This window comes from Leucobacter sp. G161 (genome assembly GCF_001482305.1).
Classification (GTDB): domain Bacteria; phylum Actinomycetota; class Actinomycetes; order Actinomycetales; family Microbacteriaceae; genus Leucobacter.
The window spans coordinates 30,859-53,488 of sequence record NZ_LOHP01000043.1 but is presented as its reverse complement, the minus strand read 5'-3'; the positions used below and the strand labels follow the sequence as shown (position 1 = coordinate 53,488).

Genomic DNA, 22,630 nt, shown 5'->3' with positions numbered 1-22,630 from the left:
GCGTTGCCGGCTGTTCCGGGTAGTTAGGAGTGTAGTGACCCGGCCGCGTTCAACAGTGTGAGTAGCTGGTCGTGGGGGAGCGCGTGGCGGGTCACGCCATTGATCCCGACCATCGTGTCCGCGGCAAGCATGGAGTTCACGATGGCCTCCTCCGTTGCCTCTATGACCGCGTAGAAGAGCGGATCGATGCGCTCGTTGCTGAGTACGGTGGCGGGGTAGGTGAGTGGGGCCGCGGTGCCGGCGAAGCCGCCGGGGATATCAGTGTTGCCGGTCGAGAAGCACAGAACCAGGTCCCCACTTCCGTTTTCGCCGGCCCCACCCAGGCGGCCGATGCCGAGCGTGGCGCGCTGCGCGAGCCGGGCGCACTGGTGTGGGAGGAGCGGCGCGTCGGTCGCAATGACCACGATGATCGAGCCGCTGCCGTCCGGGAGTCGCTGGGCAAACCTGGCATCCGGTTCCTCGCGGGCCGAATCCCCGTCGCCGGGGAGCATGATCTCCGGGCCCACGAGTGTTCCCTCGATCATGAGCCGCTCCCGCCTGCCGTGGTTTGCTTGAACGAGCACTCCCACCGTGTAGCCGCCATCGGCCTCACCGACGACGCGAGAAGCGGTGCCGATGCCTCCCTTGAAGCCGTGTGTAATCATGCCGGTTCCACTCCCGACGTTCCCCTCAGCAACGTGGCCTCCGTGGGCATTGGCGATTGCATCGAACACGTGCTCCCGGGTGACATGGAAGCCGTTGAGATCGTTCAGGACCCCGTCCCAGGTTTCTGCAACGACCGGGAGCGACCAGTACTCCTCGCCCGCGGGGCGCAGGGTTGCCTCGTGCTCGACGAGAGCGTCCCGCACGACCCCGACGCTGTGGGTATTCGTGAGGCCGATGTAAGAACTGAGCTCGCCAGACTCTCTGATGAGTTCGAGTCCGGTCATCTCGCCATTCCCGTTAAGGCGGTGTGGCGCTGCGAACAGTGGCCGCCTCCACGGGGTCTCCCCAGGAATAACGACCGTGACGCCGGTGCGGATGGGGCCTGAGCCGCGGATCAGCGGGCCGTCGCCAGCGATGAGCGTGGTGTGCCCCACGCGAACTCCTGCGACATCAGTGATTGCATTGAGTGGGCCGTTGGGTAATGAGCCCATTCGGATGCCGAGGTCGCGGGCCTTTCGGCCGGAAGCCTCGCCGGGAACCACGGGCTTGGAACTGGGAGTCATCGGATCCTTCCTGGGGTGCTACGGGGTCCGGTGCTATGGGGTCCGTGAACGTCTGATGGGTGACGCGCAGGCAGCTGTCGCAGTCGTCGTGGGGCTCCATATGGACTCCCAGTCTGCGGGTTTGAGTGCTCTCGATCAAGAGATAGGGGATGTCGCATGGTGTATACCCCAAGGGTGTAGACTGATACGATGCCCTCTTCCGAGAACCCCGCGCCCGAGTCCGCAGACGAAACCATCGCTGCCGAGACCGCAACCGCTGACGCGCAGACCGAGACGCCAGAAGCGACTCCTGAGACTGCTCCTGTGACTGCTCCTGAAACTTCATCCGATTCATCTAACGATTCAGCTCCCGCGGCCGAGGCCGCGCCGGCTGAGCCCGCAGCAGTTGAGCCTGCTGCCACCGAGCCCGCAGCAGCCGAGCCCGTTGTGGCTGAGCCCGCTGCAGAAAAGCCAGCTCCCGCGGCCGAGGCCGACCCTGACCGCGTGACGTTCGCAGATCTGGGCCTCGCGCCTAAGGTGCTCGAAGCGATCACCGCCGTTGGGTTCGAGACCCCGTCCGCCATTCAGGCCGCGACGATTCCGACCCTGCTCGAAGGGCGCGACGTTGTCGGCCTCGCGCAGACCGGCACCGGCAAGACCGCGGCGTTCGCGCTGCCGATCCTCTCGCGCATCGTGCCGGGCCAGGGCGTCCCGCAGGCACTCGTGCTCGCGCCGACCCGTGAGCTCGCGCTCCAGGTCTGCGAGGCGTTCGAGAGCTTCGCCTCGAAGCTTCCCGAGGTGCACCTCCTCCCCGTCTACGGTGGCCAGGCATACGGCCAGCAGCTCTCGGCGCTTCGCCGCGGCGTTGACATCGTCGTGGGCACACCCGGGCGCATCATGGATCACCTCAAGCGGGGCTCGCTCGACCTCACGCAGATCAAGTACCTCGTGCTTGACGAGGCCGACGAGATGCTGAAGATGGGCTTCGCTGAAGACGTCGAGACGATCCTCGCCGACACCCCGAAGTCGAAGCAGGTCGCGCTCTTCTCGGCAACCATGCCGAACCAGATCCGCCGCATCTCGCAGCAGTACCTCAACGACCCCCGCGAGGTGAAGATTGCGGGTAAGACGCAGACCTCGTCGAACATCACCCAGCGCTACCTCGTTGTGTCGTACATGCAGAAGCTCGATGCGCTGACCCGCATCTTCGAGGTCGAGGACTTCGACGGCATGATCGTCTTCACCCGCACCCGCGGTGACTCCGAGCAGGTCGCTGAGAAGCTGCGCGCTCGTGGCTACTCGGCAGCCGCGATCAACGGCGACGTGCCGCAGAACGTGCGCGAGCGCACCGTGCAGGCCCTGAAGGACGGCACCCTCGACATTCTCGTCGCGACCGACGTCGCCGCACGTGGTCTCGACGTTGAGCGCATCAGCCACGTCGTCAACTACGACCTGCCGATCGATACCGAATCGTACGTGCACCGTATCGGCCGTACCGGCCGCGCCGGCCGCTCGGGCGACGCGATCAGCTTCGTGACTCCGCGCGAGCGCCGCATGCTCGGCGCTATCGAGAAGGCGACCAAGCAGACGCTCACCCAGCTGCAGCTGCCCCGCATCGACGAGGTGAACGCAACGCGCCTCACCCGCTTCGACGATGCGATCACCGCAGCACTCGGCGAGACCAAGCGCATTGAGCGCTTCCGCGACATCATCGACCACTACGTGCGTCACCATGATGTTCCCGAAGCTGACGTCGCCGCTGCGCTCGCCGTCGTCTCGCAGGGCAAGACCCCGCTGCTGCTTGACGAGGCCGACGACCAGAAGTTTGCTCGTGACCGCCAGCAGGCTACCCGCTTCCTCGAGGACAGCGGTGACCGTGGTGGGCGCGACGACCGCGGTGGCCGCGAGAAGCGTGAGCCCCGCGAGCAGCGCAGTGACCGGCAGATGTACCGCATCGAGGTCGGGCGTCGCCAGAAGATTCAGCCGGGCCAGATCATCGGAGCGATCGCGAATGAGGGTGGACTCACCCGCGGTGACTTCGGGCGCATCCAGGTGCGCGACGACTTCTCGCTCGTCGAGCTGCCCAAGGGCCTCTCGGAGTCGACGATGTCGGCGCTCGCAGCGACCCGCATCAGCGGCAAGCTCATCGAGCTCAAGCCTGACAGCGGCGGCGCAGGTCGCGGCGGCTACGACCGCGGCGGCGACCGCGGTGGTGACCGTGGCGGACGCGGCGGGTACGGCGGCAACGACCGTGGTGGCGATCGCGGTGGGTACCGTGGTGGCAGTGACCGCGGCGGCGACCGTGGCGGCTACCGCGGCGGAAGCGACCGCGGTGGAGACCGTGGTGGTTACAGCGGCGGCGGAGACCGTGGCGGCTACAGTGGCGGCGGAGATCGCGGCGGTTACGGCGGCGGCTCCGGCGGCGGACGTGGTGGTTACGGCGGCGGCAACGAGCGCGGTGGCGATCGCGGTGGATACCGTGGCGGCGAAGACCGTGGCGGCTACCGCGGCGGCAACGATCGTGGTCGTGATGACCGCGGTGGCTATGGCGGCGGCAACGACCGCCCCGACGGCAAGCGTAAGCCCCGCTGGTAACCAGTAGCGAACCGCACAGCGTCTAGCGAGAAGGCCCCCAACCCTGCAAAGGGGTGGGGGCCTTCTCGCTTTTCGTCTCCAGCGTGGTGGCTTGCCTCGCCGTGGTGGCTTGCCTCACCCGTACACGGCGCCTGGATTGAACAGGTTGTCGGGATCCAACGCTGCCTTCACTCGCGCGTTGAGTTCCATGACGTCGTCGCCGAGGTAGCCGGCGAGCCAGGGCTGCTTGAGCCGCCCGACCCCGTGCTCGCCGGTGATGGTGCCGCCGAGCCGAGTGGCCAGATCCATCACTTCCCCGAAAGCCAGGTCCGCGCGCTCTCGTTGTGCTGGGTCATTCGGGTCGACGACGAGCAATGGGTGGGTGTTGCCGTCGCCCGCGTGCGCGACCACCGCGATGGGTACGCGTGCGCGCTCCGAGATCTCGGCGATCCCCGTGACGAGATCCCCGAGGCGGGGCAGTGGCACCCCGACGTCTTCGAGGAGGAGGGTGCCGCGCCGTTCCACTGCGGGGATCGCCATCCGGCGTGCGGTGACGAAGGCTTCCCCGTCGTCAGGGTCAGTGGTGGAGAACTGCTCGGTGGCGCCGGAAGCTACGCAGATCTTCGCTGCGTGGGCAATCTGTTCGGCGGCGTGCGCGCCTGGTTCGTCGCACTGCACGACGAGCATCGCCGCAGCGTCACGGTCGAGTCCCATTCGGGTCTCGTCTTCGACCGCGTTGATGGTCATGTGGTCCATGAACTCGAGCATCGAGGGCCGCATCGCAGCGGTGATGCTGGGCACCGCGTTGGTCGCGCTGGGGAGCGCCGGAAAGAACGCGACGAGGGTGACCGAGGGAGCCTGGGCGGGGATGAGCCGGAGTGTCACCTCGGTGATGATGCCGAGCGTGCCCTCGCTGCCGACGAAGAGTTTCGTGAGTGACAGCCCAGCGACGTCCTTGAGGCGGGGCCCGCCGAGTTGCACGGCCCGGCCGTCGGCGAGCACCACGGTGAGGCCGAGTACATAGTCGGTAGTGACGCCGTACTTCACGCAGCACAGCCCGCCGGCGTTAGTTGCCACGTTTCCGCCGATCGAGCAGAACTCGAACGAGGACGGGTCGGGCGGATACCAGAGGCCGTGCGATGCCGCTGCGGCCTTCACCTCGGCGTTGAGCGCGCCTGGCTGTGCCGTCGCGGTGCGGGTGCGCGGATCGATCGTGATGTCGCGCATCCGGTCCAGGGAGAGGACGATCCCACCTGCGACGGCGGTGCTGCCTCCGGAGAGGCCCGATCCCGCGCCGCGTGGAACAATCGGTACCCCAGCAGCGCCTGCGATGCGCACAACCGTTTGTGCTTCGGCGGTGGAGGTGACGCGAGCGACCGCCAGGGGGATCCCGGCGTTCGAGTCACGCGCCCTGTCCCAGCGATACGCATCCATTGCGGCTGGATCAGTGATGATGGATCCTGCCGGCAGGCTCGCGGAGAGTAACTCGAGCGTGTGGGTGGGGTGAGTGCGCATGATGCACCTTCCTCGTCGGACGTCGTTGGCCGTTCGGGAGGGATACTAGCAGCGGGTGGTGAGGGCGCGCGGAGCGAGCTAGCTGTCCGTGGTGGCCGCGAGGCGAGCCGCGGCGCCCTGCAGCGCTTCGACGATGCTGCGCGTCATGTCGTCGGTGATGCGTGCTGCCGGCCCGGACACTGAAAGCGCCGCGGGTGGCATCGCGCCTGGAACCGCGACGGCGATGCAGCGCACGCCCACCTCGCGTTCGCCCTCGTCGAGTGCGTAGCCACGGCGCCTGGTCTCGCGCAGCTCGGCGAGGAGGCGTGTGGACGAGGTGATGGTCGTGTCCGTGAATCTGGGGAGCCCTGTCAGTTCGACGATCTCACGCACGCGCGCCTCGCTGAGGGTGGCGAGCATCGCCTTGCCGGCTCCTGCGGAGTGGGGGAGTACACGCCTACCCACTTCGGTGAACATGCGCATCTGGTGCCGTGAGGGTTGCTGTGCGACATACACGGCCATCGAGCCGTCGAGCATGACGAGGTTGGCGGTCTCCTGCGACAGCTCCTCGAGTTCGTTGAGGAGCGGCTGGGCGCGCGCGGCGAGCTGCGGGGCGGCCCGGTTGCCGAGCGCGATCAACCCGGGCCCGAGACCGTAGCTGCGTGTTTCGGATTGGCGGGCGTAGCCGAGCGTCTGCAGGGTCTTCAGGAGCCGGTGCGCGGTGGGCTGCGCGAGGCCGGTGGCCGAAGCAAGCTCGGCGAGTGGGAGTTCGCCGCTGGCTGCCGCGAGTTCTTCCAGTATCGCGAAGGCGCGGGCGACGGACTGGACGGTGCCGTCGGTGGGGCTCGGTGCTGCATTCATGATTCCATAATACGGAATTGCTGTTCCAAAATACAGTTGGATTCTCTAGGCTGAGCCTGTGACCTGCCTGAGCGGGTTGCCCGAATCACCGAGCGAAGGATCCCCTCCTATGACCCACATCGAAGACCGCGCAGGTCTCGCAGTCGCCCAGCCCATCATCGAATTCGCCGAGGAGGCGCTCGCCGCAGACGGGAGCGACGTCAGCGCATTCTGGGCGGGCGTCGCGGACATCCTGCGCGACCTCACCCCGGCGAATGAGGCCCTCCTCGCCCAGCGCGATGCGCTGCAGGCGCGGATCGATGCCTATCATTCTGAGCGGCCGGGCCAGCCCGATCCCGCGCACTACCGGGCGTTCCTCGAGGAGATTGGGTACCTCGAGGCCGAGCCCGCCGCAGTGAGCGTGACCTCTGATCGCGTTGACGCCGAGATTGCACACCTCGCAGGCCCGCAGCTCGTCGTTCCACTGCTCAACGCGCGCTTCGCGCTCAATGCCGTGAATGCCCGCTGGGGCTCGCTCTACGACGCGCTGTACGGCACCGACGCGATCTCCCGCGAGGGCGAGCTCGCACCGGGGAAGGGGTACAATCAGGCTCGTGGGGCTGAGGTTATCGCTGAGGGGCGCAGGATCCTTGACGCGCACGTGCCGCTTGCCCGCGGCTCGCACGCCGAGGCGACCGGGTATGCGGTAGTCGACGGCGCGCTGGTGGTCGCGCTGGCCGAGGGTGATTCGACGACGCTCGCGGATCAGGCAGGGTTCGTGGGGTACCGGGGTGCCGAGGCCGCCCCTGAGCGCGTGCTGCTCGCGCACAACGGACTGCACATCGACATCGTCATCGACCGCGCGGGAACCAATGGGGCCACCGACGCGGCGGGCATCAATGACATCGAGCTCGAGTCCGCGCTGACGACAATCATGGACCTTGAGGACTCGGTCGCAGCGGTCGACGCCGAGGACAAGGCGCTCGGCTACCGCAACTGGCGCGGCCTCATGGACGGCACGCTCGAGGAGCGCGTCACGAAGGGCGGCGAGACCTTCACCCGTTCGGCGAACCCGGACCGCGAGTACACGGCCCCCGGCGGCGAAGCGCTCGTCGTGCCGGGTCGCTCGCTGCTGTTCGTCCGCAACGTCGGCCACCTCATGCGTACCCCCGCGGTGCACGACGCGAACGGTGTCGAGGTGTTCGAGGGGATCCTCGACGCGATCATGACGGCGGTCGGCTCGCTCGCCGAGCTCCGCGGCGCTGCCAAGGGGCGCAACTCGCGCGAGGGATCGATGTACATCGTGAAGCCGAAGATGCACGGTTCGGCTGAGGTGTCCTTCGCCGCGACGCTCTTCGCGCGCGTCGAGGCGTTGCTCGGTCTGCCGGCGAACACGCTGAAGATCGGGATCATGGACGAGGAGCGCCGCACCTCCGCCAACCTCGCCGCGTGCATCAACGCTGCGAGCGACCGCGTCGTCTTCATCAACACCGGGTTCCTCGACCGTACGGGCGACGAGATCCACACCTCAATGCGCGCGGGGGCCATGCTCCCGAAGGGCGCTATCCGTGAGCAGCCGTGGCTGCCGATTTACGAGGCTCGCAACGTCGCGATCGGTGTCGACTGCGGCCTCGACGGTCGCGCACAGATCGGCAAGGGCATGTGGGCGATGCCCGATCTCATGGCTGCGATGCTCGAGCAGAAGATCGGCCACGTCCGCGCTGGCGCCTCGACCGCCTGGGTGCCGTCGCCGACCGCCGCGACGCTGCACGCGCTCCATTACCACCAGGTCGACGCGTTCGCCGCCCGCCGCGGGCTGCCCGAGCTCGCCGCCGATAGCCTCGACGTGCTGCTCACGATCCCGCTCGCAACCGAGGGTGCGCTCACGCCGGAGGTCGTCGCGACCGAGGTGGAGAACAATGTGCAGTCGATTCTCGGCTACGTCGTGCGCTGGGTGGATCAGGGCGTCGGCTGTTCGAAGGTGCCCGACATTCACGATGTCGGGCTGATGGAGGACCGTGCGACCCTACGTATCTCGAGCCAGCTGCTCGCAAACTGGCTCATGCACGACGTGATCTCGGAGGCAGAGATCGACGCCGCGCTCGCGAAGTGCTCGGAGATCGTGGATCGCCAGAACGCCGGCGACGCCGAGTATGAATCCCTCACGGGCGGCACCGGCACCGCATACGAGGCTGCGCGCAGGCTCATCATCGACGGCGCGACACAGCCCAACGGCTACACCGAGCCGCTGCTGCACGCGCTGCGGTTGCGGAAGAAGGCTGAGCTCGCGGGCTAACCTCGACTCCTCGCTGAACACTACAGCGGTCCGGTGCAGTGCGCGCCGGGCCGCTGTGCTGTTCCTGCTGCGTCAGTTAATGCCCGTTAGTGTGCGATAAGTTCGCTATAGGTGTCGCGTATTGGTCTCGTCTGGTGTATAAATAGTGGGCACGTTGTTCACGAACAGACACAGGAGTCCACCGCGAATGTCTTCCACTACAGCGCACCCGCCCACCTCGCAACGCGAGTTACGGCGGGTCGCCGCTGCGACGGTCATCGGGACCACGGTCGAGTGGTACGACTTCTTTCTCTACGCGAGTGCCGCCGGCCTCGTGTTTTCAGAGCTGTTCTTCGCGCCAGCTGGCGCGCGGTTCGCGACAATCATTTCCTTCGCCACCGTCGGGGTGAGTTTCCTGTTTCGGCCCCTCGGCGCTTTCCTCGCCGGGCACTTCGGTGACCGCATCGGGCGCAAGGCAATGCTCGTCATCACGCTGCTGCTCATGGGCACGGCGACGACGCTGCTCGGGGTGCTCCCCACCTACTCGCAGATCGGCCTGGCCGCGCCGATCCTGCTCATCTTCCTGCGTATCTTGCAGGGGCTGTCGACCGGCGGCGAATGGGGCGGGGCCGTGCTCATGGCCGTCGAACACGCTCCGGCAGGCAAACGCGGACTCATGGGGGCCTACCCGCAGATCGGTGTGCCCATCGGGCTGCTCCTCGCCTCGGGCGTGCTCGCGCTCATGACTGGTGTGATCTCGCCGGGTGACGCGTTCCTGGAATGGGGCTGGCGCGTGCCGTTCCTGCTGAGCTTCGTGCTCATTATCGTGGGTGTCGTTGTACGCCGCGCCGTCGAAGAGAGCCCGGTCTTTACCGAGATAGCGACCCGGAAGCAGCAGACCAAGGTGCCGATCGTGCAGCTCTTCAAACACCACTGGCTGCTCGTCCTGCTCGCAGCGCTCACATTCGCAGGGAACAACGCGGCGGGCTACATGACGACCGGCGGATACATTCAGGGCTATGCGACGAAACCGCTCGCCGAGGGCGGGCACGTCGGGCTTGAGCGTACGCCGGTGCTGCTGGCCGTGGCTGGGGCATCCGTGATTTGGCTGGCCATCACGTTCTTCGCCGGGGTGATCTCCGACAGGATCGGGCGAAAGAACACGTATATTGCCGGCTGGATCGCCTTCCTCGCGGTCATTTTCGTGCTCTTCCCGATGGTGAACACGGGGAGCGTCTGGATGCTGTTCCTCGGGCTCGCGCTGTTTGCCATCGGCAACGGCCTGACCTACGGCCCCCAGGCGGCCTACTTTGCGGAGCTGTTCCCCGCCTCGATCCGCTTCTCCGGTGTGTCGATCGCGTACGCGATCGGCGCGATCCTCGGCGGCGCGTTCGCGCCCATGATCTCCGAGGCCCTCGTCACGTTCACTGGAACCTCGACCTCGGTCGCCTTCTACATCGCGGGTGTGATGTGCATCGCGTTCGTTGCGACCATGCTGCTGCGCGACCGCACCGACATTCCGCTCGGCCCCGAACACGAGGAGCAACAGCGGCGCGGTCACTTCATCTGGGAGAAGCCGGCCGCATAAAGACCAACTGCCCGGGTCGCTCCCGTTGGGTGTGCAGGAGAGCGATCCGGGCAGTCGGATACCAGCTGGGGAGAGCTAACCGCTAATGACGTGCGGGTTCGCGACCGCCTTCAGGCCCTCGACGCCGAACTCGCGGCCATACCCCGACTGCTTGATGCCGCCGAACGGGATCATCGGGTGCAGACCGCCGTGCGAGTTGATCCACGTCGTGCCGGCCTCGAGCCGCGCCGCGACCTCGAGGGCCTTCGCCCGGTCGCTCGACCACACCGACGAGCCGAGGCCGACCTCGACCTCGTTTGCGAGCCGCACCGCCTCGTCGACGTCGGAGTAGCGGATGATCGGCAGCGCCGGGCCGAACTGCTCCTCGAGCACGAGCTCCTGGTGCGGGTCGATGTCGGCAATGAGGGTCGCCGGGTAGAAGAAACCGACGGCGTCGCGGTCGGGGGTGCCGCCGGTCACGACGCGCGCGCCCGAGGCCTTCGCCGACTCAACCAGACGATCCACCACATCGAACTGGGCCTGGTTTTGCAGGGGGCCCAGCAGGTTCTGCTCGTCGAGCCCGACACCCATCGGGGTGGCCTCGGCGACCTTCGCGAGCTCCGCAACAACCGCGTCGTAGATGGAGTCGTGCACGTACAGCCGCTTGAGCGCCGCGCATGTCTGGCCGGTGTTGATGAACGCGCCCCAGAACAGATCCTCCGCAATCGCCTGCGGGTCGGCGTCGGGGAGCACGATGCCCGCATCGTTGCCGCCGAGCTCGAGCGTGAGCCGGGTGAGGTTCGGTGCGGATGCCTCGACGATGCCCTTGCCGACCTTCGTCGATCCCGTGAACATGATCTTGCCGATCTTCGGGCTGCGGGCGAGCGCGTCGCCCACCGAGCGGCCGGGGCCCGGGACGATGTTCAGTACGCCCTCAGGGAGCACCGTGTTCATGACGTGCACGAGCGCGAGCACCGACAGGGTTGTCGTCTCAGCGGGCTTGATGACGACCGTGTTGCCCATGCGCAGCGACGGCGCGATCTGCCAGATCGAGATCATCATCGGCCAGTTCCACGGCGAGATCGCGCCGACGACACCGATCGGGCGGTAGTGCATCTCGGCATACCCCGACTCGTCGTCGACGACGACCTCGGGGGCGAGCGGGGTGCCTGCCGCGGCGCGCGTCCAGGCGACGCAGCCGCCCACCTCGAAGCGGGCGTTCGGGCCGTTGAGCGGCTTGCCCTGCTCGCGGGACAGCAGCTCCGCGAGCGGCTCGGCGTGCGCCTCGATAGCGTCGGCGGCGAGGTTCAGGTACTCCGAGCGCTTCGCCTCGGGCAGCGCCGCCCACGCCTTCTGGGCGGCCTCGGCGCGGTCGATGGCGGCCTCGAGCGCCGCGACGTCCTGCACCGGGGCGATGCCGATGAGCTCGCCGGTGGCGGGGTCACAGACCTCGCGGGTGTGGTCTCCGGACGCGCCTGCCGGTGCGGTGACTGCGGCGAGTAGGGTTTCGTAGCTCATTGTTCTGCTCCTCTTCGAAAGGATTCGTGTTCGGCCCCAGGTTAGGCGGGGCACCTGTGGGTGATGTGAGGTGGCTGTGGGTGCGGGCGGATCAACCGCGCGGCGTGCCGCAGCCGCAGTTCGCGCTGCCGCAGCGGCAGGCGTCTCCGGCGCAGCAGCCGCATCCGCCGGCCGTGCAGCAGTTGCCGGTGCTGTCGCCCGATGCGCACGAGGCGCTCGCACGGGCGTCGGCAGGGAGATTCATCGCGGGGTTCTGGTCGAGGAAGCCGTGCGGCTTGAACCAAAAGCCCGAGTAATCGACGGGCATGATCGGCCAGTCCTCGGTGCGCGGAATGTGCGTCGGGCCGAAGGAGTGCCAGAGCACGATGTCCTCGCCGTCGAGCGAACGGTCGGCCGCCGTCCACGCCGGCAGGCCGTCGCCCGGCTGCCGCGAGTTCGGGGCGAAGCCCGCAGGGTACAGCTCCTCGGCGTCGTACTGCGTGCCCCAGAGGTGCTTCGTCGCAAACGCCGCGCGGCCGTGCACGGTCGACTCGGGCTGCGCGGCGAGCAGCATTTTGCCCTCGGGAATGAGCCAGTACGCAGTTGGCTTGCCGACGTAGTTCGTGCGGTGCGCCGAGCGGACCTCCCACACCCGCGAAGCCAGCCCGTTCGCGATCCGCTGCGCCTCGAGCTCGCTCGTGAGCTGCGTGTTCGTCCAGGTGAACGCGTTGCCGTAGGGGTTCTCGGGGCCGGTCGGGATGCCCGCCGCCTCGATCTCGTGCAGCGTGTTGTCTTCGCCGTCGATCGCGACGTCGAGGCGCGCGCAGAAAATGTGCTGGTGCACGGGCGTGAAGATGCCCGGCGCGATCTCGGGCCCGTGCGGATCCTCACTGCCCGGGATCCCGGCGCCCGCGACCACGATGCCTGTCGCCTTCGCCTCCATCTGGATCGAGCCGTCGAGGTAGAAGTACCAGAAGAAGCCGTAGTCGTAGTTGCCGATCGTCGTGAAGTAGCTCACCACGAGGCGGCGGCTGCGGCGGGTCTCGGCATTGCCGGCCAGGTCCGTGTGCTTCCAGAGGATGCCGTAGTCCTCCTCGTGCATGCACACGGCCTGCGGGATGACGACGGGGTTACCGTGGTCGTCGGGCACGAACGCGTCGAAGTAGTGGATCACGCCGAGGCAGTCGCAGCCGAGCGCGAGTGAGTTCGCGTTCTTGCCGAGGAGGTACTCGCCGGCGTCGAAGTAGCTGATCCAGTGCCTGCTCACCGAGGTGTCGCCATACGGCACCACCATCTCTGGCACGCTCGCGCGGGTCGCGACCGAGCGATCCTCGTCGCCATCGCGCCAGGTCACCTGGTTGAGGACGAGGCCCTCCTGCTGGTTGAAGCCGACCCGGAACTTCCAGTTCTCCCACTGCACCAGGCTGCCATCGACCGAGAACGACGGGCCCTCGGGCTGCGTGATCTCGATGGGTTTCAGCGAGCTGCGCGCTGGTCCCTGCACGTCGAGCGTGTAGTTGCCGTGCTGCTGCGGGACCGGAATATCGCCCTCGTCGTCGAGCTTGAAGACTCGGCGCGCGGTGAGGTCGACGTGCGCGACGAGCCCCTCGATCGGGTGCGCCCACGGGCTGTCGCTCTCTGAGAACCGGAGGTAGGTGTGCGAGCGGATGATCCGCTTGCCGACCTCGTCCTCGCGGTCGAAGAAGCCCGGGGCGAGCGGCGAACAGAACGCGAGCTCCATGTGCTCCTCGAGCCCGCGACGGTGCATCGCAGCCTGCCACTCGGGGGAGGCCTTCACGAGCTGGGCCGCGGCGTCGTACTCCTCGAACAGGTACTGCGGCTGGCCGTAGGGCGCCGATCCCGTGTCGAGCACGGTGAGCGCATCGATCTCTCCTCGGCTCACCGAGACGATCGCCTCCGAGGACACCCCGGTGTCGCGGTCGAGCAAGGTCACCCGGATGCGGCGATCCAGCGCGTCGCCCTCACGCCACGCGGCCAACACATCCTTCGGAGGGTCGACGGGGAGCATCCGCGGCACTCGCGTATGCTCCGTAACGTGACCGGCATCGGCAAGGATCCGCCGCGCGGCCGCAATTTCCTCACCCGTCAGGGGATCCAGCGGGTGCCGCGCCTCGGCAGGGGTCGTGACCCGCTTGCCGTGCGTGTGCGTGACATCGGGGGTGTGAGAGTCGTGAACGTGCGTCATTGAATCGTCCTTGTCGCCGTTGAAAGATGGTGAACCACGCTGAGTATCGCAGGGCACACCCTGCTGGGTCTTGCACGTGGGCGCAACGGAGTTGACTCGCGGTGACCGAAGCGTCGTTAGGCGGTGCGAAGCTCGCTCGGAGAGACCCCGTAGGTTGCCTTGAACACGCGGCTGAAGTGCGCCGCATCACTAAAGCCCCACCGTGCGGCAATCGCCGCGGCGGTGCGGCCGTGCAGTGCTGGGTCGAGCAGGTCTGCGCGGGATCGTTCGAGCCGCCGCTCGCGGATGAGGCTCGACACGGTCGTGCCGGCCTCGCGGAACAGCACGTGCAGATGCCGTTTCGAGATGAAGTGCGCAGCTGCGATGCTGCCGGGAGAGAGCTCGGGGGAGCCGAGATGCTCCTCGATGTAGGCGTAGATGCGTTGCAGGAGCAGCTGGTGCGGATCCCGCTGCGCGGCCGAGGCATCGAGCACCTCGGCGCACAGCGTGCTGATGAGGTCAAGGCTCGTGTGCGCGAGCTTCGTGCGCACGCCGGCGGTGAGCGGATCGAGCTGGGCCGGGAACTGCGACAGGAACCCTGCGATCACCGGCGCGAGGCCACCGTGCTCGTGACTGAGGGACGCCGCTGACAGTTGTTCGGTAAGGGGGACGGGGAGATCGAGCCGGTCCTTCGAGAACATGACGATAAGGGAGCGAAACTCCTGGTCAAACCCCAGTGTGTACGGCCGTGAAGTGTCGTAGATGGCGAGGTCGCCGGGCCGCAACAGGAGCTCGCGTCCGTCCTGCACGAGGTGGCCGGTGCCCGCGAGCATGAGGCTGAGTTTGTAGTAACCGGAGCCACCGGCGGCGATCGTCGCCTCCGTACGCTCCACAATGTGCGGGGCCGCGTCGACCTCGGTGAAAGCGATGCCGTCGGCCGTAATCGACGTCATGCACGCGCCGAACGCCGCGCCGCGATCGCGGTACTCCCGTGTCACCTCGAGCGGCACGAACGAGTCCGTCACCTGGTTTCGAAACGCGCCGAGGCTCTCCGCTAGGTTTTGCCCCATCATGCGCACAGACTACATCGAATTGCTCGGAAGCCAAGTCGCTGTGCGGCACCGTCGCTGGGGCCCGGGGCTGAGTCGGGAGCGCTGCGCGCGGGCAGCGCTCCCGGGCACGGCACCCGGGCGTTGCCCCCACGCAAGTAGGTACTCACTTTGCGTACTTTCTGTTGTAGCTCGGCGAAAACCGTGTGTTTCGTGTATTGTGATTCCCGAGCTGTGGTGTTCAAATACCGCACACGCTGTTCATTAAACGACAAAGGAGTCTCCTGGGTATGTCCTCCCCAACTGCTGCGCCCACATCGCAGCGCGAACTGCGGCGGGTGGCGGCCGCCACCGTCATCGGCACCACCATCGAGTGGTACGACTTCTTCCTGTATGCGAGTGCGGCTGGTCTCGTCTTCGCTGAACTGTTCTTCAAGCCCGCAGGCGGCCAGGCGGGCACCATCATTGCCTTCGCCACCGTCGGCGTGAGCTTCCTGTTCCGTCCCCTCGGAGCCTTCCTCGCCGGCCACTTCGGTGACCGCATCGGACGCAAGGCGATCCTCGTCGTCACCCTGATTCTTATGGGTGTCGCGACAACCCTCATCGGAGTGCTCCCGACCTATGAACAGGTCGGGATGCTCGCGCCGATCCTCCTCATGCTGCTGCGTATCCTCCAGGGGCTGTCGACCGGCGGCGAATGGGGCGGCGCTGTCCTCATGGCCGTTGAGCACTCACCCGAAGGCCAGCGTGGCCGGATGGGTGCCTTCCCACAGATCGGCGTGCCAATCGGACTGCTGCTCGCCTCGGGCATGCTCGCGCTCATGACCGGCGTTATCTCGCCGGGCGCGGCATTCCTCGAGTGGGGTTGGCGCGTGCCGTTCCTGCTGAGCTTCGTGCTCATCATCGTCGGCCTCGTTGTGCGCCGCTCGGTCGAGGAGAGCCCCGTGTTCACCGAGATCTCGGAGCGCAAGGAGCAGACGAAGGTTCCCGTCGTCCAGCTCTTCAAGAAGCACTGGCTGCTCGTCATCCTCGCCGCACTCACCTTCGCCGGCAATAACGCTGCCGGGTACATGACCACGGGCGGATACATCCAGAACTATGCCACCACCCCCGTCGCTGACGGCGGCCATGTGGGTATGGAGCGCACCCCCGTGCTCCTTGCGGTCGCTGCAGCTTCGGTCGTGTGGCTCATCATGACATTCCTCGCGGGCGTGATCTCCGACAAGATCGGCCGCAAGAACACCTACATCGCCGGCTGGATCGCCTTCCTCGCCGTCGTGTTTATCCTGTTCCCGCTCGTGAACACCGGAAACGTGTGGCTCCTCTTCCTGGGTCTCTCGCTCTTCGCGATCGGAAACGGCCTCACCTACGGGCAGCAGGCGGCGTACTTTGCCGAGCTCTTCCCGGCGTCGATCCGCTTCTCGGGCGTCTCGATCACGTATGCGATCGGTGCGATCATCGGCGGCGCATTCGCGCCCATGATCTCGACCTGGCTCGTCGCGCAGACAGGCACCTCAACGTCCGTCGCGATCTACATCGCGATCGTCATGGTGGTTGCCTTTGTCGCGACGCTGCTGCTGCGTGACCGCACGGACATCCCGCTCGGCCCAGAGCACGAAGAGCTGCAGCAGAAGGGCCACTTTATCTGGGAGAAGGCGGCCGTCTAGCCCCTTCACCGCGGGGTGCTGCCCCTGCTGCCCTTGGTGCCCCTGGTGCCCCTGGCACCCCTACCCACGGGCGCTCAGATGACATGACCTCAGCGAGGTCAGGACTTTTTCGCAGCGAAAAGCTCCTGACCTCGCTGAGGTCATCCTGTTTCAGCGATGCTGTCTGGATGGTGCGGGAGGTGAGCGCGGCGGACGAGCCCCCTACGCCGAGTCAGGGGAGGGCCGCGAGGAACTGTGCTGTCGCCGGGGTATCCAGTTCGCTCGGGTGCCCGGGAACTGGTACTCCGTGGGCTCGAAGATGGGCTGCAAAGCGTTCGAGGGTGCGTACCTCGGACACTCCCCAGCGTATGCACCGAAGCCCGGTGGTTCCCTCGATCCATTCCTGTCTGCGTTTCTCCGCGTAGACGATCTCTTCGGGCGACGAGCCGCGCAGCAGCTCACTACTTGTGTACTTTGACTTTCCGTCGCACTCACCCCAGAACCCCAACTCCGAGAGCGCGAAGTCGAGATACAGGTGCCCTCCTGACCTCGCAGGCACAGACACCTGTAACTCAGGCACGAGCCCGAGTTGCAAAAACCGCAGTCTGCTGAGCGATTCCAGCGGCGACTCAGCGCGCGGGTCGGCCAGTTCAGCGAGCGCCCGCACTGCCCGTACTCCTGAGTACCCGGCCATCGACGCCGAGCGCTGCTCGAAGCGATCCTGCCAATCTCCCCATCCACGGGTGGCGGACGAATGACGCGCCCCCATGTTGCGGTGGAGATGCGCATCCGCGCAGGCGAGCGCTACCGCGAACGAGTCGCTTCGTGCGAGGTCGGCGAGCGTGAGATCTGCGCTGGTGGCTGTAAACTCGCCAACCTGCGTCACATCGTCAGTGGAGAGGTGCGCGATGTGGCGGCGGGTGACGCGTGTGGACGTGGCGTCCGAGCCCCTTGCTACGGTGGTGTGCACCTGCAAGGGATCCTGCGCCGTGGAGTTCAACGAGCCTGACCACGCAGGCAAGCCGTGTAACACGGCTGCGCTGCGGTGGGAGAACACCGGAGGACGCCGTGCTGCCTGATGTGCTGTGTGTATCGCGAGCGCATGACGGGCTTCCGGGAATGCTGTCTCCCAATATGCGCGCGGAACAAAGATTCCGGCACGAACGCGTACAAGTTCTCCGGAGCGCTCCATTGCGGTGATCTTACGGGCGCCAATCCCGGCGCGCGCGAGATCGTCGCGGTGTAAGAGATGTGATGCTGCTTCTGCCAGAAGGCCGGAGAAAGTCATGCTGGGAGTGTGTCACTCCTGGCATCTCGATGGTGCGTCACCCGACAACCTGTGGAAACAGGTTGCAAGCGGCGAAAGTGCTTCAGGCTCCGGTGCTGGCTAGCCATCACCTCAGCGAGGTCAGGAGCATCCTGCGGTAGAACGCTCATGACCTCGCTGAGGTAATGGCTTGTGGGCGACGCTCTCGCTCAGGGGCTCAGAGGCTCAGGGGCTCAGGGCCCCGGGGCTCAGGGGGCTCAGGGGGCTCAGGGGGCTCAGGGGGCTGAGGCCCAGAGGCTAGGCCTCCGGCACCTCGAGGCCGTTAACCTTTTGCACCTCGCGCTGGTAATCGGCGACAACGCTGCCCGACACCCGCAGGTCAAGAACAATGGTGCCCTGCCGGCCAGCGGCGACCCACGCCTCGAGCGCAGCAAGATCAGCGAGTGTGCGCACGGTGACACCCTCCGCCCCGAGTGCCGTCGCAACACCGGCGAAGTTGACGGTCGGAATGAGCATCGGCCCCTGGTCGAGTCCCATCTCGCCATAGAGATGGACCTCGGCGCTGTAGGCGCTGTCGTTCCAGACGACGATGACCTGGCTGCGCGCGGTGCGGATCGCTGACTCAAGGTCCGCGATTCCCATGAGGCCGCCGCCGTCGCCGGTTGTGAGCACAATCGTCGAGTCTGGGGCAGCTGCGGCGACGCCGGGCACCGTGCTGAAACCGAGTCCGATGGTTTGGTATGCGGTCCCGACCATGATCATGCGCTCGGGGGAGGCGACCGGCCAGAACATGTTTGCCCAGGCAATGAAGTGTCCGCCGTCGCTCGTCACGTGCCGGTCTTCGGGGAGAAGTTCGCCGATGCGGGCTGCGGCGGCGCGTGGATCGAGCAGGCCGTCCGCGCAGAGCTCGGAGTCGCCGGTCGGGCGCGCACGGAGTGCGCCACCAGGCTCGAGGCCAGAGACAGCCGCCCGCCATCCGCCGGCGCCTGCAGGTGCGCCACCGGCCGCGGCAATCGCGGCGGGAAGCGCCGTTGCGATGGCTTCGAGGGTCGCACGGGCGTCGCCCTGCAAGAGTTGGTGAGTGATCGGGTGCTGGGTCTTGGGTGCAGCGACCTGCTCGGTGTCGATGCGGATCACGGTGGTTCCCGGCCCGAAGAGCTCGCCGAAGCGCATGGTGAACTGGTTCAGGCCAGCTCCGACGACGAGCGCGACATCTGCCTGCTCGATCACGGCCATGGCTTTGAGCTGTCCGAAGCCGCCGGCAACACCGAGGTCGTAGTGCGCTTCGGGGAAGATGTTGCGTGCGAGCGCGGTGGTCGCGGTGAGCGCGCCGAGCTGGTCTGCGAGTGCGCCGAGCTCGGTCGCAGCACCGGAGAGGTGTGCGCCGCGGCCAGCGATGATGATGGGTCGCGTGGCGCCGGCGAGCACTTCGGCTGCGGCCTCGATACGGTGCGCGGCGGGCACAGTAGAACCGGACACGATGGCGCCGGGCAACATGCTCGTGGGAGCGGGGTCTACTGGAGCGACCTGGTGGTCGTCTGCCGCGGAGTAACTGAGCTCGGCGATGAGGGCTGGGTCGTTGAGGTCGATGCCGGCCGGCGTGGCTGGAGCGGTGACGGCGGGCGCCGGGGTGGCGACGGGCGCGTTCACGAGGTCGTATGGCAGGCCGAGCACGACTGGGCGACGCATTCGCACGGCATATGCTGCGGCCCGATCGACGGTTTCCTCGACCTTGGCAACGCCGAGGGTGAAGAGTCGCACGCCAACCGCTGCGCTGAGCATTTCCTCGTCGACGTCCCAGGGGCGCGGCCCGCTGGAGGGGGCATCGCCCACGACGACGAGCATAGGGGTGCGTGCCTGCGCTGCTTCGGCGAGTGCGGTGAGCGTGTTCGTGAATCCTGCACCGTAGGTGGTGGTGGCGATGGCGAGCTTGCCGCTTACCCGGGTGTAGGCGTCGGCGGCTGCGACTGTCGCGGCCTCGTGCCGCACGGCGGTGTAGACGACGCCTGCGTGCCCGAGGTGGTCGATGAGGTGGGCGTTGCCGTTGCCCATGAGGCCGAAGCTCTGTGTGGCGTGCTCAGCGAGCGCCTTGGCGGTCGCTGCTGCGAGGGTCTGCGGGGTCGACGAAACTGGGTGCGAGAGAGACATCTGCGAAATCCTTCATTGGATCGAGCGGTGAATGGTGACCGTGTATGTCTCGCGAAGCCTCGCAGCAGCGCCCCTTTTTCGGGTGCCTTACCCGGGGAGCCCGGGTGGACAATTCGTAGTGTAGCGGATCGGGCTAGCGGTAGCTTGCAAGGACCTCGCGCGCGGCCCGGTGCAGTCGGGCGGTGACTGTGTCGAGCGAATCGGGCACACGGAAGTGGACGATTGCGATCGCGGCGGGAGGCTCGCCAGGGATCCGGAGCGGCACCGCGATGGAGGTGACGCCCTCGATGACCTCGCTCTCGCTGAGCGCGTAACCGAGCTCGCGCGCCTCGACCGCGGCAGGGCTCGGGTCTGCTGCTCCGAACGCTGCCTCGCGTTCGGCCGGTGAGAGGGCTGACTCGATGGCGTGGCCGGGGGCGCCGCGATCCCAGGGGTGCCTGACACCCGGGTTGCGCGCGATGCTCGCGTCGACGTTGCCTGGCTCGACCGAGGCGAGCGTGACGATGTCGCCAGCGTCGAGCACGGTGAGGAACGCGGTCATGCCGAGGCCGTGTGCGAGCTCGGTGAGGGCTGGCGCCGCTGCGGTGTTGAGCTGCGGGGCGACGCCGTGTGCGAGCGCGGCGATACGCGGGCCGAGGCGGATCAGCCCGGCATCGTCGCGGATCGCGAAGCGGTGCTCTTCGAGGGTGCGCAGGAGCCGGTAGGTGTTCGACCGGTGGACTCCGAGTTCCTCGGACAGTCTGGCGATGGAGATGGGGGATCGGGCCTCGGCGAGGACCTCGAGCGCGCGCAGTCCGCGGGCGAGTGTCTGTGAGCCTGCGGTCGGGGTGGTGGCCATGGGCTCTCCTAATCGTTGGGTCCGGTGTTGTGCGACGGGGCTGGCCCGCATAAACTAGTGTGCAGTATTCGAATTCAGTGTTCAATAGTTGAACACTAGGCTCTCAGGGCACAACGAAGTGAGGATTACCCATGCAGTTCCACCATCACGGCTATGTTTCCACGGATCCGCGCGTGCTGCCAGCCGAGGGTGTCGGTCTCAATCGGCCCGAGGAGCTTCCGGAGGAAGTCGACGTGCTCATCGTCGGGTCGGGCCCCGCGGGAATCGTCGCTGCGGCGCAGCTCGCGCAGTTCCCGAACGTCGTCACGCGCGTCGTCGAGCGCCGCGACTCGCGGCTCGTGCTTGGCCAGGCCGACGGGATCCAGGCGCGCAGCGTCGAGACGTTCCAGGCCTTCGGGTTCGCCAAGCAGATCACCGATGAGGCCTACCAGATCACCGAGACGAACTTCTGGACTCCCGACCCCGCCAACCCCGCGCAGATCGTGCGCACCTCCGTCACCGACGACGACCCTGCGGGCATCAGCGAGTTCCCGCACCTCATCGTGAACCAGGCCCGCGTCATCGACTACTTCGCCGAGTATGCGCGCCGCGCCCCGGCCCGCGGCGACATCGACTATGGCTACGAATTCGAGGGCCTCGAGGTCGGCACGGGGGAGTACCCCGTCACCGTGACGCTCCGCGAAGTCACGGGGCAGCGCGGGGCCGGCATCAACGCCGCCGAGGCGGACTCGGCGACCGAGGGCGGCACGCGCACCGTGCGCGCGAAGTACGTCATCGGAGCTGACGGGGCACGCTCGCGGGTGCGCAGCGCGATCGGCGGATCGCTGTCGGGATCCACATCCCTGCACGCCTGGGGCGTCATGGACGTGCTCGCCGTCACTGACTTCCCGGATATCCGCAAGAAGTGCATCATTCACTCGGAGGCCGGCAGCATCCTGCACATCCCGCGCGAGGGGAACCACCTGTGCCGGATCTACGTCGACCTCGGCGAGGTCGCGGCCGAGGACGGCAAGAAGGTGCGCACCACGCCGCTCGAGGAGATCATCGCCCGCGCGAACGCGATCCTCAGCCCGTACACGCTCGACGTGCGTGACGTGCCCTGGCACAGCGTCTACGAGGTGGGGCACCGCCTCACCGACCGCTTCGACGACGCGGAGACCGCGCCGGACGGGAAGGGTCGCGTGTTCCTTATGGGAGACGCCTGCCACACGCACAGCGCGAAGGCCGGTCAGGGCATGAACGTCTCGATGCAGGACGGCTGGAACCTCGGCTGGAAGCTCGGCTACGTGCTCGAAGGCCGCAGCCCCGAGTCGCTGCTCGCCACCTACTCTGAGGAGCGGCGCGTCACCGCGAAGAACCTCATCGACTTCGACAAGGAATGGTCGACGCTCATGGCGAAGAAGCCCGAGGAGTTCGACTCGCCCTCGGAGCTCGAAGAGTTCTACGTGCAAACCGCGGAGTTCCCCGCGGGTTTCATGACCGAGTACACCGAATCCATGCTCACCAGCGACCACGAGCACCAGACGCTCGCCGCAGGGTTCCCGATCGGCAAGCGCTTCAAGTCGGTCCAGACGACCCGCGTCGCTGACGCGGTGCCGATCCACCTCGGTCACCACCACCGCGCCGACGGCCGCTACCGCGTGTACGCGTTCGCCGACCGCTCGGGCGAGCAGCTCGCGCGATGGGCTGATTGGATGCTCGAGAACGAGGCGTCGCCGATCCGCCGCTTCACACCGGAGGGCAAGGACATCGACTCGCTCTTCGACGTGAAAGCCGTCATGCAGCAGCCGCACCGCGAGGTGCGCATCGAGGAGCTGTCGAAGCTGTTCCTCCCAGCCTCGGGGCCGCTTGGTATGACCGACTACGAGAAGATCTACGCGGCGAACCCCGGCGAGGACATCTTCGACATCCGTGAGCTGAGCCGCGACGGCGTCGTGGTTGTGGTGCGGCCGGATCAGTACGTCGCCGCGATCCTCCCGCTTGACGCCCCGGAGGCGCTCGGCGAGTTCCTCGGCCAGGCGCTCCTCGAGCGCTAACGCGCAGACGACTCGCGGCGCCGCCGC

14 protein-coding genes are annotated in these 22,630 nt (G+C 67.0%); 5 read left to right on the top strand and 9 right to left on the bottom strand.

Annotated features, from left to right (window positions below):
• Positions 1–23: 23 nt before the first annotated feature.
• A complete protein-coding gene (locus AUL38_RS03435; RefSeq protein ID WP_059059298.1) occupies positions 24–1,208 on the bottom strand; it encodes a P1 family peptidase in 1,185 nt (394 codons plus the stop codon).
• A gap of 189 nt (positions 1,209–1,397) precedes the next feature.
• On the opposite strand from AUL38_RS03435, the gene AUL38_RS03430 reads away from it, so the two are divergent.
• Positions 1,398–3,782 (top strand): DEAD/DEAH box helicase, encoded by a 2,385-nt coding sequence (locus AUL38_RS03430; RefSeq protein WP_083506550.1) that lies wholly within the window; start codon positions 1,398–1,400, stop codon positions 3,780–3,782.
• Positions 3,783–3,896: 114 nt separating this feature from the next.
• Here AUL38_RS03430 and AUL38_RS03425 read toward each other — a convergent pair whose 3' ends face one another.
• Positions 3,897–5,276 carry an FAD-binding oxidoreductase gene (locus AUL38_RS03425; RefSeq protein WP_059059297.1) on the bottom strand — a complete coding sequence of 460 codons (1,380 nt, stop codon included), beginning with the start codon at positions 5,274–5,276 and terminating at the stop codon, positions 3,897–3,899.
• Between the two features lie 78 nt (positions 5,277–5,354).
• Positions 5,355–6,116: an IclR family transcriptional regulator gene (locus tag AUL38_RS03420; protein WP_059059296.1), complete on the bottom strand. Its 762-nt coding sequence runs from the start codon at positions 6,114–6,116 to the stop codon at positions 5,355–5,357.
• Positions 6,117–6,225: 109 nt separating this feature from the next.
• Between AUL38_RS03420 and AUL38_RS03415 the strand changes: the two genes are divergently transcribed.
• Both AUL38_RS03415 and AUL38_RS03410 read left to right on the top strand, forming a co-directional pair.
• The gene (locus AUL38_RS03415; RefSeq protein WP_059059295.1) at positions 6,226–8,391 is read left to right on the top strand and encodes a malate synthase G; all 2,166 of its coding nucleotides are present in this window, start codon (positions 6,226–6,228) and stop codon (positions 8,389–8,391) included.
• A gap of 187 nt (positions 8,392–8,578) precedes the next feature.
• Positions 8,579–9,958, top strand: a complete 1,380-nt coding sequence (locus AUL38_RS03410; protein WP_059059294.1) for an MFS transporter — start codon at positions 8,579–8,581, stop codon at positions 9,956–9,958.
• A gap of 75 nt (positions 9,959–10,033) precedes the next feature.
• Here AUL38_RS03410 and AUL38_RS03405 read toward each other — a convergent pair whose 3' ends face one another.
• From AUL38_RS03405 to AUL38_RS03395, 3 genes are all read right to left on the bottom strand, one after another.
• Entirely contained in the window at positions 10,034–11,455 is a 1,422-nt protein-coding gene (locus AUL38_RS03405) for an aldehyde dehydrogenase family protein (protein WP_059059293.1), read from the bottom strand.
• A 91-nt stretch (positions 11,456–11,546) separates the two neighbouring features.
• Positions 11,547–13,640 carry a primary-amine oxidase gene (locus AUL38_RS03400; RefSeq protein WP_059059292.1) on the bottom strand — a complete coding sequence of 698 codons (2,094 nt, stop codon included), beginning with the start codon at positions 13,638–13,640 and terminating at the stop codon, positions 11,547–11,549.
• 116 nt (positions 13,641–13,756) lie between these two features.
• Positions 13,757–14,692 carry a helix-turn-helix domain-containing protein gene (locus AUL38_RS03395; protein WP_059059291.1) on the bottom strand — a complete coding sequence of 312 codons (936 nt, stop codon included), beginning with the start codon at positions 14,690–14,692 and terminating at the stop codon, positions 13,757–13,759.
• Between the two features lie 266 nt (positions 14,693–14,958).
• On the opposite strand from AUL38_RS03395, the gene AUL38_RS03390 reads away from it, so the two are divergent.
• Positions 14,959–16,335: an MFS transporter gene (locus tag AUL38_RS03390; RefSeq protein ID WP_059059290.1), complete on the top strand. Its 1,377-nt coding sequence runs from the start codon at positions 14,959–14,961 to the stop codon at positions 16,333–16,335.
• Positions 16,336–16,546: 211 nt separating this feature from the next.
• Here AUL38_RS03390 and AUL38_RS03385 read toward each other — a convergent pair whose 3' ends face one another.
• The 3 genes from AUL38_RS03385 to AUL38_RS03375 all read right to left on the bottom strand — a co-directional run bounded on the left by AUL38_RS03385 (position 16,547) and on the right by AUL38_RS03375 (position 20,567).
• Positions 16,547–17,284 carry a hypothetical protein gene (locus tag AUL38_RS03385; protein ID WP_153006454.1) on the bottom strand — a complete coding sequence of 246 codons (738 nt, stop codon included), beginning with the start codon at positions 17,282–17,284 and terminating at the stop codon, positions 16,547–16,549.
• Between the two features lie 594 nt (positions 17,285–17,878).
• Positions 17,879–19,729, bottom strand: a complete 1,851-nt coding sequence (locus AUL38_RS03380; protein WP_059059288.1) for a thiamine pyrophosphate-binding protein — start codon at positions 19,727–19,729, stop codon at positions 17,879–17,881.
• Between the two features lie 133 nt (positions 19,730–19,862).
• Positions 19,863–20,567, bottom strand: a complete 705-nt coding sequence (locus tag AUL38_RS03375) for an IclR family transcriptional regulator (RefSeq protein ID WP_059059287.1) — start codon at positions 20,565–20,567, stop codon at positions 19,863–19,865.
• Positions 20,568–20,698: 131 nt separating this feature from the next.
• Here AUL38_RS03375 and AUL38_RS03370 point away from each other — a divergent pair, with 131 nt between their 5' ends.
• Positions 20,699–22,603 (top strand): FAD-dependent monooxygenase, encoded by a 1,905-nt coding sequence (locus AUL38_RS03370; RefSeq protein WP_059059286.1) that lies wholly within the window; start codon positions 20,699–20,701, stop codon positions 22,601–22,603.
• The last annotated feature ends 27 nt before the right edge of the window (positions 22,604–22,630 follow it).